This window comes from Streptomyces sp. NPDC002640 (assembly GCF_053592575.1).
The window spans coordinates 92,268-108,848 of the sequence record NZ_JBSFVZ010000006.1 but is presented as its reverse complement, the minus strand read 5'-3'; the positions used below and the strand labels follow the sequence as shown (position 1 = coordinate 108,848).

The following is a 16,581-nucleotide window of genomic DNA, read 5'->3' as shown; positions in this document are numbered from 1 at the left end:
CCGTCGCCGACGACTCACCGGAGGCGGTGGATGCGGGGCGCGCCGCAGGTGGCCGGTACCGGAGGGGCGCGGTGGTGATGTCGTGGCATGTACAGTGCCCTCCTGCGGTGGCCGGGGCGGGGTGACCCGCGCCCGTCCGCGTTCGCCGACCCGGCGGTGGCGCTCGTGCACGTCCGGGCGCTGGAGTACGGATGCTTCCACTTCGAGGTGCGACGGCCCTCCGCGGGGGAGCCGGCCGCCGCGCCCGCCGCCTGAACCGGGCGGCTACACCTCGGAGACGGCGCCGTCCTTCAGCTCCAGCACCCGGTCGGCCAGGTCCAGCAGGGTCGTGTCGTGGGTGGCGACCAACGCGGTGATCCGCTCGCTGCGGACGACCGCGCGCAGCAGCTCCATCACCGAGTGCCCGGTCTCCGCGTCGAGCTGGCCGGTGGGCTCGTCGGCCATCAGGATCGAGGGACTGTTGGCCAGCGCGCGGGCGATGGCGACCCGCTGGCGCTGCCCGCCCGACAGCTCGCCGGGCCGCTGCGCCGCGTGGTCCGCCAACCCCACCAGGGACAGCAGCAGTTCGACCCGTTCGCGCCGCTCGCGCGGGTCCGCCCGGCGCAGCCGCAGCGGCACGCCCACGTTCTCGGCGGCGGTGAGGACGGGGATGAGGCCGAACGACTGGAAGACGAAGCCGATGCGTTCCCGGCGCAGGGCCAGGAGCGCGGCCTCGTCCTGCTCCGCCAGGACCAGCCCGTCGACGCTCACGTGCCCGCGGTCGGGCTCGTCGAGCCCGCCGACGATGTTCAGCAGCGTCGTCTTCCCCGACCCCGACCGCCCCTTGAGCGCGACGAGTTCACCCCGGGGCACCTCGAAGGAGACGCCGCGCAGCGCGTGCACGGCGGCCACCCCCCGCCCGTACGACTTGTGCACGTCCGTCACCCGCAGCATGGCCGCGGTCCCCACCTGGCCCATCACGCCCCCGTCGACTCCGCCGCCCTGGCGGCGCGCAAGTCTCTCACCCGGGCACGGGGCCGACAAGCGACGCCGGGGGACGGGATCGCGTCCCCCGGCCGGGCGCCCAACTCCGGTGGCCCGTCTGATTAATCCCGATTTTGCTGGTACTTCAATCTTGTTACCATCTCGCGTTGGCGAGACCCGAGAACGTGGACGTCGGTGATCGCCGGTGAACCGCCCGGAGAGTCATGACGCGGCGTGGGGGGCGCGACGGAGCGCCGCGGGTCGACCGACCTGTGCCGGTCGTGCCCGGGTTCGCGCTGCCCGGCACCATGACAACTGAGACGAGGAACCCCTTCTCATGAGCACTGACACAGGCTCGCCACCGGCCGGGGCCGCCCCCGGCCCGCAGTCGGCGGACAAACTGGACCGTGGCGTCCTCAAGATCGCCGGCGTCGTCGTCATCGCGGCGATCATGTCGATCCTCGACGTCACCGTGGTCAGCGTCGCGCTGCCGACCCTGCAGCAGGAGTTCGGCGCCAGCTACGCCACCGTCGCGTGGACGATGACCGCCTACACGCTGGCCCTGGCCGCGGTCATCCCGATCACCGGCTGGGCCGCGGACCGGTTCGGCACCCGGCGCCTGTACCTGACCTCGATCGTGCTGTTCGTCGCCGGATCGGCGCTCTGCAGCTTCGCCTGGGACATCGGCCCGCTGATCGCGTTCCGTGCGCTGCAGGGCCTCGGCGGCGGCATGCTGATGCCGCTGGGCATGACGATCATGACGCGCGCCGCCGGTCCGGAGCGGGTCGGCCGGGTCATGGCGGTACTGGGCGTCCCCATGCTGCTGGGCCCCATCGGCGGGCCCATCCTCGGCGGCTGGCTGATCGAGGCGGCCAGCTGGGAGTGGATCTTCCTGATCAACGTGCCGGTCGGCGCCATCGCCCTGATCGCCGCCTGGAAGGTCCTGCCCAAGGACAACCCGCAGCCCTCGGAGGCGTTCGACTTCATCGGCATGCTGCTGCTGTCGCCCGGTCTCGCGCTGTTCCTGTACGGCGTCTCCACCATCCCCGAGGAGGGCACCGTCGCCGCCGCGAAGGTGCTGGTGCCGGGCCTGGTCGGCCTGGTGCTGGTGCTGGGCTTCGTGGCCCACGCGCTCCGCAAGGCGAACGCGCTCATCGACCTGAGCCTGTTCAAGAACCGCAACGTGACCGTCGCCGTGGTCACGATGACCCTGTTCTCGGTCGCCTTCATGGGGTCGATGCTGCTGTTCCCCAGCTACTTCCTGCAGGTCCGCGGTGAGGGCACCCTGGACACCGGCCTCCTGCTGGCCCCGCAGGGCCTGGGCGCGATGCTGACCATGCCCATCGGCGGCCGCCTCACCGACAGGATCGGCCCGGGCAAGCTGGTCGTGACCGGCATCGTGGTGATCAGCGCCGGCATGGCGGTGTTCACCCAGGTAGGGGCCGAGACCTCCTACGTCGTCCTGCTGGGCAGCCTGTTCGTGCTCGGCATGGGCATGGGCGTGACGATGATGCCGATCATGTCCGCGGCGCTGAGCACGCTCACCGACCACCAGATCGCCCGCGGCTCCACCATGATGAACATCGTCCAGCAGACCGCTGGATCGATCGGCACCGCCGTCATGTCGGTGATCTTCACCAACCACGTCCTCGACAACCCCGCGGCCGGCGCGTTCAGTGCCGTGGCGCAGGGCGCGACGCCCGCGGACCAGGTGCCGCCGGCGCTGCTCGCCGAGGGCAGGTCGGCGCTCGCCGAGGCCTTCGGCAGCACCTACATGGTCGCGCTGTTCCTCATCGTGGCCTGCCTGGTCCCGGCGCTGTTCCTGCCGCGGCGGAAGACCGTCGCCAAGGACGGCCAGGCGCCGGGCGCCCCCGTGACCGCCCTGCACTGAGCCGGTACCCCGGCCCCGCCGAGGCCGCCGTCGGGACGGACCGCGTCCCGACGGCGGCCTCGGCCGTGGTCCGCCGGGTGGTGGCTGAGCCGTGCGTCGTCGGGCCTGGGCGTTGTCAGACCCGTGCGGAAGAGTGTTCGCATGACGACTTCTCCCGCCGTCGAGGCGCTGTCGACCCCTGCCCAGTACGAGGCCGCGATCGCCCGGGTGCGCGCCGCCGCCCGCGCGTACTACGGAGGCGACGGCGACACCGCCGCCGAGAGCGTGATGGACGACGCCACCTACGACCGGGAACTGCTCGCGATAGCCGCCTACGAGGAGGCCCACCCCGGCGAGACGTCGGCGGACTCCCCGACGCACCAGGTGGCGGCGGGCGCCGCCCCGGTCGGCGACGTCGCCCACACGGTGCCGATGCTGTCGCTGGACAACGTGTTCTCCGCCGAGCAGCTCGCCGCGTGGGGCGAGAGCCTGCAGCGGCGCCTGGGCCGGCCGGTGGAGGGCGGCTTCACGGTCGAGCCGAAGCTGGACGGCGCGGCCGTCGCCGCCCGCTACCGGGACGGGCGGCTGGTGCAGGTCGTCACCCGCGGCGACGGCCGGTTCGGCGAGGACGTCAGCCATGTGATCGGCACCGTCGAGGGACTCCCGGAGCGGCTGGAGACCCCGGCCACCGTCGAGGTGCGCGGCGAGGTGCTGTTCACCCAGGCCCAGTTCGAGCGGGCGAACGCGATACGGACCGAGCACGGCGCCAAGGTGTTCTCCAACCCGCGCAACGGGGCGGCGGGCACGCTGCGCGCCAAGGACCGGCCCTACCGGCTGGCCATGACGTTCTGGGCGTACGGCGCCGTCCCCCTCGACGACGGGTCGTTCCTGCCCGAGGGTGCCCCGCACTCCGAGGTGCTGGCCCTGCTGTCGCGGGCGGGGGTGCGGACCACCCGCGACAACCCGGCCGCGCTGCTGCGCGTGCGGACGGTGGAGGAGGCCTGGGCGCGGGTCGAGGAGATCCAGGCGATGCGGCCCGGCCTGCCGTTCGGGATCGACGGTGTGGTGGTGAAGGCCGACGACGCCGCGGAACAGCGGGCCGCCGGCTTCGGGTCCCGCTTCCCGTACTGGGCGATCGCCTACAAGCTGCCGGCGGTCGAGCGGACCACGCGGCTGCTGGACGTCGAGTGGAACGTGGGCCGGACCGGGGTGCTCGCCCCCAGGGCACGGCTGGAGCCGGTCGAGATCGACGGCAGCGTCGTCGAGTACGCCACGCTGCACAACCCGGCCGACATACGCCGCCGCGACCTGCACATCGGGGACACCGTCACCGTGTACAAGGCCGGCGACATCATCCCGCGCGTCCAGGCCGCCGTGGTGACGCTCCGTCCCGCCGACGCCGTGGAGGTGCCGTTCCCCGAGGCGTGCCCGCACTGCGGCGGGGCCGTCGACAGGAGCCAGGAGCGGTGGCGGTGCGAGAAGGGAGCCGCCTGCCGGCTGCCCGCGCTGATCGGCTACGCCGCGCAGCGCGACTGCCTCGACATCGACGGCCTGGGCGCCACCTACGTCAACGCGCTGGTCGCCTCCGGCGCCGTCGCCGACATCGCCGACCTGTACACCCTCGACCGGGAGACGCTGACCACGGCGTCCGGGAGCGCCAAGCGGGGCGCGAGCCTCCTGGCGCAGATCGAGGCCGCCCGCGCCAGACCGCTCAGCCGGCAGCTGTGCGCGCTGGGCATCCGCAACACCGGGCGCCGCCTGTCGCAGCGGATCGCCGCCCACTTCCGGACCATGGACGCCGTCCGGGCCGCGGACGCGGAAGCGATGCGGGAGGTCGAGGGCATCGGCCCGGAGAAGGCGCCCGGCATCGTCGCCGCCCTCGCCGAACTCGGCCCGGTGATCGACAAGATGGCCGCCGCCGGGGCCGCCATGACGGAACCGGTGGACCCGGGCGCGGGCGAGGGACCCCTGGTCGGCGAGGACGGGCGGCCGATGAAGGTGGTGGTCACGGGGAAGATGACCGGGCCGCTCGCCGACCTCAGCCGCACGGGGGTGAAGGACCTGATCGAGCGCGCGGGCGGGCGGGCCGGCGACACCGTCACCGCGGAGACCGCGTACCTGGTGGCGGCGCCCGCCGCGGGCGGCAAGCTCAGCAGCAAGGCCGCCAAGGCGCAGAAGCTGGGGGTCACGGTGCTCACCCCGGAGGACTTCGCGGAACTCGTCGCCGACCACCTCGCCTGACCTCACGCGACGGCGGGACGCGCGGCCCGCCCGCGCCCCCGCCCCCGCGCAGCAGGCCAACACACCCCGCGCCGCCCGCGGCCGCCCCGGCGGCCCACCCCCGCGCCCCGGCCGCTCCGTGCGGGCGGCCCTGGCCGCCGTCCGGGCTCGTGCGGGCCGCTCGCCTGGTACAAGGCGTTCCCCCCCGGCGAGCCGCCGTGCTCGTCGGCCGGCTTCGCGGCGCGGGGCGCGCCTCCTCCGCGGCTGCCACGGCGGCTCATCCCCGCGCCCCCGGCCGGGCGGCGTCGACCAGGCGCTGCCCCGCGCCGTCCCCGCCGCGCCCGCCAGGTGGTCCCGTACCGCTCGCCAGGTGCTCCCGCGGCGACGGTGAGCCCCCGTACGGGTCGGGGCGGCGGCGCGTGTGCATGAAGCCGCCGTTCCTGCACACTCGTGCTCCATGGCCAGGTCCAACGACGAGGTGGCCGCCCTCCTCCAGGAGTACGCCGACCTGATCGCGATCACCGGCGGGGACGCCTTCAAGGCGCGGGTCTACGAGAAGGCGGCCCGCGCGATCGGCGGGCACCACGCCGACGTCGCCACGCTCGACGCCAAGGGGCTCCAGGAGATCCCCGGCGTCGGGAAGTCGATCGCGGAGAAGGTCACCGAGTACTTCGGCACCGGCTCCGTCGCCGCCGTCGAGAAGCTCCGGGCGAAGATCCCGGCCGGGGTGCGGCGGCTGACGGCCATCCCGGGGCTCGGCCCCCGGAAGGCGTACCTCCTGCACCAGGAGCTCGGCATCTCCTCCGTCGAGGAACTCGTCGACGCCATCCACGACGAGCGGCTGCGCGACCTCAAGGGCTTCGGGCCGAAGACCGAGGAGAACATCCTCCACGGCGTGGACCTGCTGAAGTCCTCCGGCGACCGGGTCCTGATCAACGAGGCCCTGGACCTCGCCGAGGACGTCGTCGCCCGCCTCTCGCGGATCGACGGCTGCCTGCGGTGCGAGTACGCCGGGTCGCTGCGCCGGGGCCGGGAGACCATCGGGGACGTCGACGTCCTGGTCGCGGCGGAGGAGTCCGAGCCGTTCATGCGGGCCTTCGCCGAGCTGCCGTACGTCTCCGAGGTGATCGCGCGCGGCCCGTCCAAGACCTCGGTGCGCACGACCCGGGGCCTCGCCGTCGACCTGCGGGTCGTCCCGCCCGGCGCCTGGGGCGCGGCCCTGATCTACTTCACCGGCTCCAAGGCGCACAACATCCGCATCCGGGAGACCGCCGTCCACCGGGGGCTCAAGCTCTCCGAGTACGGGCTGTTCGACGCCGAGAGCGGCGAGCTGATCGTCTCGGAGACCGAGGAGGAGGTCTACGCCCGGCTCGACCTGCCCTGGATCGCGCCGCAGCTGCGGGAGGACCGCGGCGAGATCGAGGCCGGGCGGGAGGGCGAGCTGCCCGCGCTGATCGAGGAGTCCGACCTCCGCGGCGACCTGCACACCCACACCGACCTCACCGACGGCCTCGCCCCGCTGGAGCAGATGGTGGCCGCCGCCGCCGAGCGCGGCCACGCCTACTACGCGGTCACCGACCACGCGCCCAACCTGTACATGCAGCAGATGACCGACGAGCGGATCCTGGCCCAGCGCGAGCAGGTCAGGGCCCTCGACGGCGCCTTCGGCCGGCGCGGACGGACCGCCCGGGGCGGCGGCATGCGGCTGCTGCACGGCGTGGAGCTGAACATCGACCCCGACGGCGAGGTGGACTGGCCGGGGGAGTTCCTGGCCGGCTTCGACCTCTGCGTCGCCTCCATCCACTCGCACTTCGGGCAGAGCCGCGAGGAGCTCACCCGCCGGCTCGTCCGCGCCTGCGAGAACCCGCACGTCAACATCATCGGCCACCCCACCACCCGCGTCCTCGGCAAGCGGCCGGGCATCGAGTTCGACGCCGACGAGGTGTTCGCCGCGTGCGCGCGCACCGGCACCGCCATGGAGATCAACGCCCACCCCAACCGCCTGGACCTGCGCGACGAGGACATCCTGCGGGCCCGGCGGCACGGCGTGCGGTTCGCGGTCGACAGCGACGCCCACTCCGTGCCCGACCTCGCCCACCTGAGGTTCGGCGTCGCCACCGCCCGGCGCGGATGGCTCACCCCGGACGACGTGATCAACACCTGGCCGCTCGCCCGGCTGCGGCGCTTCCTGCGCAAGGGCCGCCGCGACTGACGCGCACCGCCCGCCCCGCGCTCACGCGGCCACCGCGAGGCCCACGCCGATCGCGATGAACAGCCAGCCGGTCGTCACCTCCCACCGGTGCCGCACCTTCGGGCGGGTGAGCAGCGCGCGCAGCGGGGCCGCGACGGCGACCAGGGCGAACCAGAAGACGACGCCGATCACCACGTCCAGGACGCCCAGGAGGAGGATCTGCCGGACCGGCGAGCCGTCGCCGTCACCGTCGCCGACGAACTGCGGCAGGACGCTGAGGAAGAACAACGCCGCCTTCGGATTGAGGACGTTGGTGAGGAACCCCTCCGCGAAGCCGGAACGCCCGCCGCGGCCGCCGCCGCGGCCGCGCGCCGGTTCCGGTCCGCCGGACGGGCTCCCCCGGCGGGCGGCGAGCAGCGCGCGGACGCCCAGGTGGACGAGGTAGGCCGCGCCCAGCAGCCGCACCGCGTCGAAGACCGCCGGGTGGCGCACCGCCACCAGCGACAGGCCGGCCGCGGCGGCGAGCAGGTGCACGCACAGTCCGGTCTGGGCCCCCAGGGCCGCCGCCCGGCCCCGCGCGGGGTGCTCGGTCGCCGACCGGACCACGACCAGGAAGTCCGGGCCGGGCACCAGATAGGCGATCAGCACCACACCGACGAACCCCAGCAGGTCGACCGGCATCCGCTCTCCCTCCCGAGGCGACGGGAGCGCCGGGTACCCCGGCCCGCGGCGTCCGCACGGGATTTCCCGCAGGGCCCGCGATGAGGTAGCAAGTTCCCATGACCAAGGACTACTTCGCCGGTGACCCCCGGACCAACCTGGAGCGGATGCTCGCAGGCGACCTCTACATCGCCGACGACCCGGAGATCGGCCGCCGGCAGCAGCACGCCCTGCGCACGGCCGCGCGCTACACCGCCGCCTACGTGGAGGACGCCGCGCAGGCCCGGCCCCTCCTGGCCGAGCTGCTCGGATCGGTGGGGGAGGGGGTGGACGTCCGGCCGCCGCTGTACGTGGACTACGGCAGCAACATCCACATCGGCGCCCGCACGTTCGTCAACTACAACCTGACCGCGCTGGACGTCGCCCGGATCACCGTCGGCGAGGACTGCCAGATCGGCCCCAACGTCCAACTGCTCACCCCCACGCACCCCGTGGAGCCCGACCCGCGCCGCGACAAGCTGGAGGCGGCGCTGCCGATCACCATCGGGAACAACGTCTGGCTCGGCGGCGGGGTCATCGTGTGTCCGGGAGTGACCATCGGCGACAACTCCGTCGTCGGGGCGGGCTCGGTGGTCACCAAGGACATCCCGGCCGACGTCGTCGCCGTGGGCAACCCCGCCCGCCCGGTCCGCAAGCTCTAGGGGACGGGCCGGTCGCCGCCCCGCCGGAACCCTGTGCGATCTTTTCCCCGATGTCAGGCGCCGTCAGGCACTGAAAGGCACTGCCGAGCCCCGCTGAGCCCCGCCGAGCACCGTCGGCGGGCGTCGTCGGCGGGCACGGGTCGCGAGGCCGCCGCGGGGAGCGGCGGCCGGGGGGAGAGAGCAGCGTGGTGGGACGATTCGGCCGCCGGAGACGTCAGGACGTCGAGGACGCGCACCCCGCCGGCCCCCCGGGCCTGGACGGCCCCGTGGTGGTCGGCGAGGCGCCCGACCTCGCGCCCGCGCCGCAGCACCGGGCCGCCGCGTGGGAGACGGCCGGCAAGGCGGCCGGTTCCTGCCTGGTCGTCACCGGCCCGGCCGGCGTCGGCAAGACGCAGTTCGCGGCCGCGCTCGCCCTGGACCTGTGGGAGGAGGGCCTCGACCTCCTGGTCTGGGTCGACGGCTCGGACCTGACGGAGGTCGTGGAGGTCTACGCGGAGACGGCCCGCCTCCTCGGCCTGCCCGGTGCGCCGCCCGGCGACCCGCGGGCCGCCGCGGAGGTGCTGCCGAAGTGGCTGTCGGTGACCCGCCGCCGCTGGCTGGTCGTCCTCGACGGTGTCGGCGACCCGGCGGACGTCGCTCCCTGGCTGCCCCGCGGCCACGGCTCCGCGGGCCGGGTCGTGATCACCACCCGTGGCGAGGACACCGCGCCACCCGCCGACGACCGGCTGGTGCTGCGCCTGGGACCGTTCATCGAGGACGAGGCGACGGCGTACCTGCGCGACCGCCTCACCGAGGCCGGGGCGGGCGAGCTCCACGAGCCGGAGGCGGCCGCGGAACTCGCGCGGGCCCTGGACCGGTGGCCGGCGGCCCTCGCCCTGGCCGCGGCCCACCTGATCGAGGAACGCCGCGGGGCCCGCGAGTACCTCGGCCTCCTGCGCGGCACCGGCCCCGGCCCCCTGCCCGGGCAGGAGGAGGCGGGCCGTGCGACGGCCGCCGCCACGCTGCTGGCCCTGCGCGCCGTCGAGCGGGCGGACCGGACCGGCTTCGCCCTTCCGCTGGTGCGTTTCGCCGCCCACCTCGCGCCCCAGGGCCACCCGTCGGAGCTGTGGGCCGTCACGTCCCTCTCCGACCGGCTGCACGCCCGCCGGGGCCGCCGCGACGCGCTGATGCGCAAGCTCCGCCCCGTGCTGGTGGCCCGGCGGATCGCCGACGCGCGGTCGCTGCTCCGCGCCCACGGCCTGGTCGTCCTCGACGGCGTGCCGGGGCCGCGCGAGGTCCGGACGCAGGCCGCGGTGAACGCCGTGGTCCGTGCCACCGTCCCGGAGGAGGAGTCGGCGGAGACGGTGCGCCTGGCCGCCGACGTCCTGGACGAGGCATGGGACGTGTGGGCCGGGGACGAGGACCGGCACCCGCTGTTCCGGGCGGCGATGCGCGCCAACGCGCGGACGGTCGCCGCGCACGGCGGCCCGCACCTGTGGACGCCGGAGGCCCACCCGTGCCTCGAACTGGTCGGCCACAGCCTGCTCGAGGACTGTCTGCCCGCCGAGGCCGTCGACGCGTCCGGGAGCCACCTGCGGCGGGCGACCGCGCACCTGGGGGAGCGGCACCCCCAGGTCCTGGCGGCACGCGCCGTGCTGGCCACCGCGTACGAGAGCGCCGGCCGCCCGGCCGAGGCGCTGGAGACGCTGCGCGGACTCCCCGAGGAACAGGCGCGCGTGCACGGCCCCGACGCGCGGGAGGTCTGGATCGCCCGGTACGCGCTCGGCCGCGTCTGCTGCGGGCTCGAGCGGGGCGAGGAAGCCGTCCGGCACCTGACCGAGGCCGTCGACCGGGCCACCGCCCTGTTCGGCGCCGACCACCCGGACACGCTGGCCGCCCGCCACACCCTCGCCCTCGCGCACCGGACGTCCGGCAGGCCCCGGCAGGCGATCCGGCTCTGCCAGGAGGTCCTGGCCGACAAGGAACGCCTCCTGGGCCCCGACGACCCGCACACCCTCGCCGCCCGCCACGACCTGGCGCTGCTGCACCACGCGGCGGGCCTCACCGGGCAGGGCGTCCGGCTGATCGAGCAGGTCCTCGCGCACTGCTCCCGTGTCCTCGGCCCCGACGACACCGTCACCCTGATCGCCCTCGCCTCCGCCTGCGGCCTGCACCGGGCGGCGGGCAACGTCCGTCAGGCGCTGCGGTACGGGGAGCAGAGCCTCGCCGGGCTGGAGCGCGTCGTCGGCCCCGACCACCTGCTGACCGCCGTCCCCCGCAGCGAACTCGCCTTCGCCCGCCAGGAGTCCGGGCAGACCCGGGAGGCGCTCGAACTGAGGGAGCGGGTCCTCGCCCGGTACGAGCGCGGCCTGGGACCGGACCACCCGAACACCCTGGCCGCCCGCCACGAGCTGGCCTGCTCGCACAGCGGGGACGGACGGCACGAGGAGGCGCTCCGGCTGCACGAGCGGGTCCTCGCCGACCGCGTGCGCACCCTGGGACCCGCCCACCCGGACACGCTGCTCTCCCGGTGCGAGGTGGCCGCCGGGCACCACGCCGCCGGCCGCGTCGAGGAGGCCGTGCGGCTCGCCGGCAGCCTCCTCGACGACCAGGAACGGCTCCTGGAGGCCGGCCACCCGGACACCGCCCGGACCCGGCGGCTCCTGGCCACCTGGCGCACCACCGGGTGAGCGGACGCCGCCGGAGAGCGGGGCGGGCGGGCCGGTCAGCAGACCGACTGGCTGCTGTTGACCAGCGTGTTGTTGCGGAAGGTGGTGTTGGTGCCGCACGGGCTCTCACGGATCGCCGAGTTGGTGACCGTGAGGTTCTGGATCCAGATGTCGGAGTTGTTCGGGAACTCGGAGCGGGCCGCCAGGCGGATCTCGCCGCCGCCGCTCACCGTGCCGCTCTGCGCGGCGAGGGTCACGTTGTAGCAGTTCTCGATCAGCACCGCGTTGTTGCCGGTGTGGGAGAGGGTCACCCGGTCGATGACCGCGCCGCCGCTCTCCGAGACGCAGAAGACGCCGCGCCCGCCGCCGCGGGCGACCACCTCGCCCACCCGGATGTTGGTCGGGTACGAACTGCCGACCCGGCCGTTGCGGTTGGCCATCCGGAACGCCGCGTAGCCGGTGCCGGTGCCCGCGTTCTCCGCGTCGACCCGGGTGACCGTGGCGTTGACCGTCTGGTTGAGGAGCAGGCCGGACTCGCCCACGTCGCGGGCGGTGACCGTGCCGACGGTCAGGCCGTCGACGCCGTAGGTCTCGACGGCGTGGCTGGAGGCGCCGGAGACGTAGACGTCGTCGATGCGGACGTTGCGGGTCCACTGGCTGGTGTCGCCCCGGTTGTCGATGCGCACGCCGAGGCCGGAGGACAGCCGCATGTCGATCCGGCCGAGGACGACGTTCTGCACGTTGCGCAGGAAGACGCCGTACAGCGGGGCGCCGGTGACGTTGAGGTGCTGGACCTCGATGTCGCGGGTGCCGCGCGAGTACACCGGGGCCTGGTCGCCGGTGCCGCTGCCGGTGACGTTGATGGTGCCGCACACGTCGAGCACCGTGTAGCTGGGCAGGGAGATGCGGGAGCCCGCCGACATGGAGCCGGAACCGCGCACCACCACGCGCTCCTTGGCGGTGCGGCCCGGGGTGAGGCTGTTGACGGCGGCCTGCACGGCGGCGCGCAGGTCGGTGCCGGTGTACACCGTCGAGGAACCGCGTCGCGCGGTCCAGGTGCCGCCGTTCAGGACGGCCTCGGCCTGGAAGGCGCCTTCGCCGCAGGCCGCCGCGGCCGCGGCGGGGGCAGGAGCGGTGAGGGCCGGAGCGGCGGGGGCCGCGGAGGCCGGGGCCTGGGGCGGGACCGCCGCGACGGCGCCCAGGGCCAGCGCGGCCGCGGCGAGGGCGCCGGTGCGGCGGCGCCTCGGCCCGCGACCGCCGGACAGCGGGCGGGCTAACGGGAGCTCGGAACGACGTGCCATGGATGACCTCCGCTCGGGGCGAACCGGTCAGGGGGGAGCCGGCTCGGCACTGGTGGGGATCGTGAGTCTGGTGAGGACGGGCCGCGGCGTCAACGACGAGTTGAGCCAGATCGGGCACGCGCGGTGGTCCGCGCCGCGGCGCCCCCGCGCCCCCGTGTCCGGCGGAGTCAGAGCAGGGAACCCAGCGGTCCCAGGTCGAGGTTGAGGTCGTCGCGGGTCAGCCCGTGCTGGGCGCACAGGTCGTCCATGCGGCGGTCCAGCAGCATCAGGGCCGTGCCGAGCCGGTCCTCCTGCTCGGCGGTGAGGTCGCCCTCCTCGAAGCGGTGGACCGCCTGCTTCTCCATCAGCTGGCGCAGCAGTTCGACGACGGTGAGGACGAGCTGCGCCAGGCCGTCGCCGACGCGTTCCGGGTCGAGGTCGAGGGTGGGGCGGCGGGGAGCGGGTGCTGGATCCATGGGGTCCTCACAGGGGGCCGCTGTCGGCCCAGGGGGAGGGCGTGCGGGCGGAGACGGAGGAGAGCAGGGCGTGCAGGGAGACCCGCACCAGCGGGACGTCGGCGATGGCGATGACCAGGTCGCCGCTGACCACCACGCCCGTGCTGAGCACCCGGTCGAGGAGGTCGACCAGGGGCAGGCCGATCGGCGCGTACGGCTCCTCCCCGTCCCACGGCACGGTGGGCGGGAGGCCGTCCTCCCGGGAGTCCGGCAGGATCACCGGGCCCCCTCTCCGGCCGCCGCCGCGAGGGCGGTGGGCACGGGCTCGTCCAGGCGGGCGAAGGAGTACGGCACCCACGGCCCGGACCAGGTGACGTCCACCTCGGCCAGGCGGTCGTCGGACCGCAGCCGGCGCAGCTCGGCGAGGAAATCGTCCCGGCGGTCGTCGTCGACCAGATAGGCCGCGTTCAGCAGCTGCGGTGCCTTGCGCCCGGTGAGCTGCTCGCTCTGCGGGCGGTGCGACGTGGCTCCGGCGGCGTGCGCGCGCAGCGCCCGGTCGACCGTGCGGGCCACGGCGCGGGCCGTCTCGTGCCGGTCGCGGTCCCTGCGCTGCCGGGCGCTGGCGCGGCTGAGGTAGCTCCGGCCGCCGCCGGTACCGCCCTCCCCGGAGGAGGCGGGCGGCTCGGGGGCCGTCCCCGGGGCGGCGGCGTGCACCTTGACCGCCCACTCGGTGCGGCCCGTCAGGCGCGCGAAGACGTCCAGGACCGTCCGTTCCTGGGAGGCCACGGCCGCCACCGCGTTCCCGTCGTTCAGGTAGACCGTGGCCAGCGGCAGCGGCACCACCGGCCCGTAGGGCGCGGCCGCCGCCACGCCCCGGTGGTGGGCCAGGGCGCAACGCTCCAGTTCCTCGGGCCGGTTGAGCCGGTCGGTCAGTGCCTGCCGGTCGAACGCGGCGGCCGGGACGTCCTGCACCACGAGGTGGACCCGCCCGGCGCGCAGGGTGCGCAGGGGCCCGCCGCCGGGGTGCCCGGCGACGGGGGAGAGCGCCTCCTCGGGCGGGCGGGCGGCGCTCAGGGCGAAGAGGTAGGTGACGGTGCCGGTGTCGCTGCTGCTCATCGGGTGCGGCTCTCCGTGGTGCTCGTGCTCTCCGTGCGGGTGCCGGTGATCCGGTCGTCGAGACGGTCCTCCAGGGCCGCGAGACGTTCGCGGAGCATCTCGTTCTCCTGGGCGAGGGCGTCCCGGGCGGCGCGGGAGGACATCGCGGGGTCGGTCTCCCACCAGTCGATGCCCGCCTTCTTCGCGGTGTCCACCGAGGCGATGAACAGGCGCAGACGGATGGTGAGGAGCTCGATGTCCAGCAGGTCGATCTTGATGTCGCCCGCGATGACGATGCCCTTGTCGAGGATGCGTTCCAGCAGGTCGGCCAGGGTGCTGTTGTTGGGGCCCGGGATGTGGACCGTGCCGTCCGCCGGATCGGCCCACGCGGTCACGTCCGTCACGACGCTCCTTGCCTCCGGCGCCGGCGGCGGGGAGGCGCCTCGTCCTCCGGCCCGTCGTCGGGCTCCTCCTCCTCGTCCTCCTCGAACTCCTCGTCGTCGACGTCGTCCTCGTCCGCGTACTCGTCGTCGTCCGCGTCGTCGTCCTCGGCGTCCTCGTCGTCGTAGCCGTCCTCACCGCCCTCGCCGTAGGGCTCGTCGTCGAGTTCGTCCTCGTCCTCGTCCCTGTCCTCGTCCTCGTCCCTGTCCTCGGCCGCCTCCTCGTCCTCCAGCGCCTCCTCGTGGCTGCGGACGACCTCGCCCTCGCGGATCTCGCCGCGCCACCCCTCCAGCTCCTCGTCGCCGTGCAGCGTGACGTGCCGGGCGAAGTGCTTGAGGTCCAGGCGCAGACGGCGCCCCTGGGCACGCCACAGGTTGCCGGTCTTCTCGAAGAAGCCCGCCGGGTAGTACTCGACGACCAGCACGATCCGGGTCAGGCGCGGGGCGAGCTCGTGGAAGGTGACCGCGCCGCGGGTGCTGCCCTTGGGGCCCTCGGAGGTCCACACGATCCGGTCGTCGGGGATCTGCTCCTGGACGGTGGCCTTCCAACTGCGGCTGGACGGACCCACCTTGACGTTCCAGTCGGAGGTGATCTCGTCCTTCTGGCTCACCCCGCGGACGCCCTTGGTGAAGCCGCTGAACTCCTCGAACTGCGTCCACTGGTCGTAGGCGGTGCGCAGCGGGACGGCCACGTCGAGGACCTCGACGATGTTGGTGGCCTTGACGCCGCCCCCGCCGCCCTTCCCGCCGCCTCCGCCTCCGCCGCCCCCGCCGGTCAGCTTGTCCTTGACGGAGTCCTTCACGCCCTTGACCTTCTCGGACACCATGGCCTTCGCCGGGGAGTCGCCCTGGGCCACGCGCCCCGCGATCCGGCCGAGGCCGCCCGCCTTGCCGCCCATGCCCTCCGCGGAGTCCAGAAGGCGGTCGGTGACGCCGCCGAGCCGGTCACCGGCCTTGGCCACCAGGCTGCTGCCGAGGGCCCCCACCAGATCGCCCAGGGCGTCCTTCAGCTCGTCGATGGGCAGACCCTCGTCCTGCCGGCCGCGGCCGCCGCGTTCCTGCCGTCCGTTCGCCATGTCGCTCACTTCCCTCGCCGGGCGCCGGAGCCCGAGGTGGTCGCGGACCTCTTCTTCACCGCGGCGTTGGCCATCGCGGGACCGGTCGCCGCCGCGCGGCGGACCGTGGCCCGGCGGGCGGTGCCCCGGCCCGACGCCGAGGACCGCAGCCCCGCCGAGCCCGCCGAGGTCCGCCTCGGCGAGCCGGAGCCCGCCGCCGGGCGGTCGTCGATCTCGTCCTCCGGCTCGTCCTCGTCCTCGTCACCGCCGGAACCGCGGGAGTCGCCGGAGCCGCGGGAGTCGGCGTCCTCGTCGTCCTCGTCGTACGCGTCGGCCGGTTCCTCGTCGTCGTAGCCGTCGTCGTCGGCGGCGTCCTCGTCCCCGCGGCGGGAGGCCGCGCCGGACAGGCGCTCGCTCTGGTCGCGCAGGGAGTCGCTGAGGTCGAGCAGCTTGCGGCGGGCGGCGGCGGTGACCGCCGTGCGTCCGGCGTTCAGCAGTTCGTGACGCACCTGGTCGGTGAGGTCCTGGAACTGCGGCGTCTCCTTGAGCTTGCCGAGTCCCTCGGCCGCGAGCCGGCCGGGGGACATGCTGAAGCGCCGCCCGGCGATGTAGGTGCCGACGGCCAGCGCCAGCTTGGCCTTCTTGGTGCGGCCCAGGAGATAGCCACCGGCGACGGCGGCGGCCATCGCCGCCTTGCAGTTCTGGTTCATCGAAGTCCCTCGGGATCGGGAGTACGGGTGCGGGCGGGAGCGCCGGGTGGGCGGCCGCCCACCCGGCGGACCGGGTCTTCCAGCAGCCTCAGGAGGCGGTCCTCCTCCTTCTCGAAGGCCGCCTCGTCGATCGCGCCCTCGTCCAGGGCACGGTGCAACGCGGCCAGCCGCGCCTGCACCTGACGCGGGTCACGGGCCTGCCGCTCCGCCTCACGGGCCACCTGGTCGGCGATCCACAAGGTGCCCCGGACGGGGGCGAACGGCAGCAGCAGGATCTCGGTGAACAGCCCCAC

General features: G+C 74.6%; 15 protein-coding genes and 1 pseudogene. 6 read left to right on the top strand and 10 right to left on the bottom strand.

The window, feature by feature from the left end; all coding sequences use genetic code 11:
• Positions 1 to 138 precede the first annotated feature (138 nt).
• Positions 139 to 255, top strand: a pseudogene (locus tag ACWD3O_RS10465) (DUF1203 domain-containing protein); the annotation flags it as partial.
• Between the two features lie 9 nt (positions 256 to 264).
• Here the strand turns inward: ACWD3O_RS10465 and ACWD3O_RS10460 are convergent.
• Positions 265 to 957 (bottom strand): ABC transporter ATP-binding protein, encoded by a 693-nt coding sequence (locus tag ACWD3O_RS10460; RefSeq protein WP_451415702.1) that lies wholly within the window; start codon positions 955 to 957, stop codon positions 265 to 267.
• Between the two features lie 343 nt (positions 958 to 1,300).
• On the opposite strand from ACWD3O_RS10460, the gene ACWD3O_RS10455 reads away from it, so the two are divergent.
• The 3 genes from ACWD3O_RS10455 (at position 1,301) to polX (ending at position 7,265) form a co-directional block, all read left to right on the top strand.
• Entirely contained in the window at positions 1,301 to 2,854 is a 1,554-nt protein-coding gene (locus ACWD3O_RS10455) for a DHA2 family efflux MFS transporter permease subunit (RefSeq protein WP_451415584.1), read from the top strand.
• 141 nt (positions 2,855 to 2,995) lie between these two features.
• Entirely contained in the window at positions 2,996 to 5,074 is a 2,079-nt protein-coding gene (ligA, locus tag ACWD3O_RS10450; protein WP_451415583.1) for an NAD-dependent DNA ligase LigA, read from the top strand.
• A 436-nt stretch (positions 5,075 to 5,510) separates the two neighbouring features.
• The gene (polX, locus tag ACWD3O_RS10445) at positions 5,511 to 7,265 is read left to right on the top strand and encodes a DNA polymerase/3'-5' exonuclease PolX (RefSeq protein WP_451415582.1); all 1,755 of its coding nucleotides are present in this window, start codon (positions 5,511 to 5,513) and stop codon (positions 7,263 to 7,265) included.
• Positions 7,266 to 7,286: 21 nt separating this feature from the next.
• Here the strand turns inward: polX and ACWD3O_RS10440 are convergent, their stop codons facing one another.
• Entirely contained in the window at positions 7,287 to 7,925 is a 639-nt protein-coding gene (locus ACWD3O_RS10440) for a LysE family translocator (RefSeq protein ID WP_451415581.1), read from the bottom strand.
• Between the two features lie 98 nt (positions 7,926 to 8,023).
• On the opposite strand from ACWD3O_RS10440, the gene ACWD3O_RS10435 reads away from it, so the two are divergent.
• Both ACWD3O_RS10435 and ACWD3O_RS10430 read left to right on the top strand, forming a co-directional pair.
• Complete coding sequence (locus ACWD3O_RS10435; RefSeq protein WP_451415580.1) at positions 8,024 to 8,605, top strand: sugar O-acetyltransferase; 582 nt, start codon at positions 8,024 to 8,026, stop codon at positions 8,603 to 8,605.
• 185 nt (positions 8,606 to 8,790) lie between these two features.
• Positions 8,791 to 11,274 (top strand): tetratricopeptide repeat protein, encoded by a 2,484-nt coding sequence (locus ACWD3O_RS10430; RefSeq protein ID WP_451415579.1) that lies wholly within the window; start codon positions 8,791 to 8,793, stop codon positions 11,272 to 11,274.
• A 35-nt stretch (positions 11,275 to 11,309) separates the two neighbouring features.
• Here ACWD3O_RS10430 and ACWD3O_RS10425 read toward each other — a convergent pair whose 3' ends face one another.
• The 8 genes from ACWD3O_RS10425 to ACWD3O_RS10390 all read right to left on the bottom strand — a co-directional run bounded on the left by ACWD3O_RS10425 (position 11,310) and on the right by ACWD3O_RS10390 (position 16,581).
• Positions 11,310 to 12,554 carry a hypothetical protein gene (locus tag ACWD3O_RS10425; RefSeq protein ID WP_451415578.1) on the bottom strand — a complete coding sequence of 415 codons (1,245 nt, stop codon included), beginning with the start codon at positions 12,552 to 12,554 and terminating at the stop codon, positions 11,310 to 11,312.
• 167 nt (positions 12,555 to 12,721) lie between these two features.
• Positions 12,722 to 13,009 carry a gas vesicle protein K gene (locus ACWD3O_RS10420; protein WP_451415577.1) on the bottom strand — a complete coding sequence of 96 codons (288 nt, stop codon included), beginning with the start codon at positions 13,007 to 13,009 and terminating at the stop codon, positions 12,722 to 12,724.
• A gap of 7 nt (positions 13,010 to 13,016) precedes the next feature.
• Positions 13,017 to 13,226 carry a gas vesicle protein gene (locus tag ACWD3O_RS10415; RefSeq protein ID WP_451415701.1) on the bottom strand — a complete coding sequence of 70 codons (210 nt, stop codon included), beginning with the start codon at positions 13,224 to 13,226 and terminating at the stop codon, positions 13,017 to 13,019.
• Positions 13,227 to 13,264: 38 nt separating this feature from the next.
• On the bottom strand, positions 13,265 to 14,104 hold the full coding sequence (locus tag ACWD3O_RS10410; RefSeq protein ID WP_451415576.1) for a GvpL/GvpF family gas vesicle protein: 840 nt from the start codon (positions 14,102 to 14,104) through the stop codon (positions 13,265 to 13,267).
• On the bottom strand, positions 14,101 to 14,478 hold the full coding sequence (locus ACWD3O_RS10405) for a gas vesicle protein (protein ID WP_451415700.1): 378 nt from the start codon (positions 14,476 to 14,478) through the stop codon (positions 14,101 to 14,103). The genes ACWD3O_RS10410 and ACWD3O_RS10405 overlap by 4 nt, the downstream gene beginning before the upstream one ends.
• A gap of 5 nt (positions 14,479 to 14,483) precedes the next feature.
• Entirely contained in the window at positions 14,484 to 15,599 is a 1,116-nt protein-coding gene (locus ACWD3O_RS10400; RefSeq protein ID WP_451415575.1) for an SRPBCC family protein, read from the bottom strand.
• A 5-nt stretch (positions 15,600 to 15,604) separates the two neighbouring features.
• Positions 15,605 to 16,288, bottom strand: a complete 684-nt coding sequence (locus ACWD3O_RS10395) for a hypothetical protein (RefSeq protein ID WP_451415574.1) — start codon at positions 16,286 to 16,288, stop codon at positions 15,605 to 15,607.
• A complete protein-coding gene (locus ACWD3O_RS10390; RefSeq protein ID WP_451415573.1) occupies positions 16,285 to 16,581 on the bottom strand; it encodes a gas vesicle protein GvpG in 297 nt (98 codons plus the stop codon). Before ACWD3O_RS10390 ends, ACWD3O_RS10395 begins: the two co-directional genes overlap by 4 nt.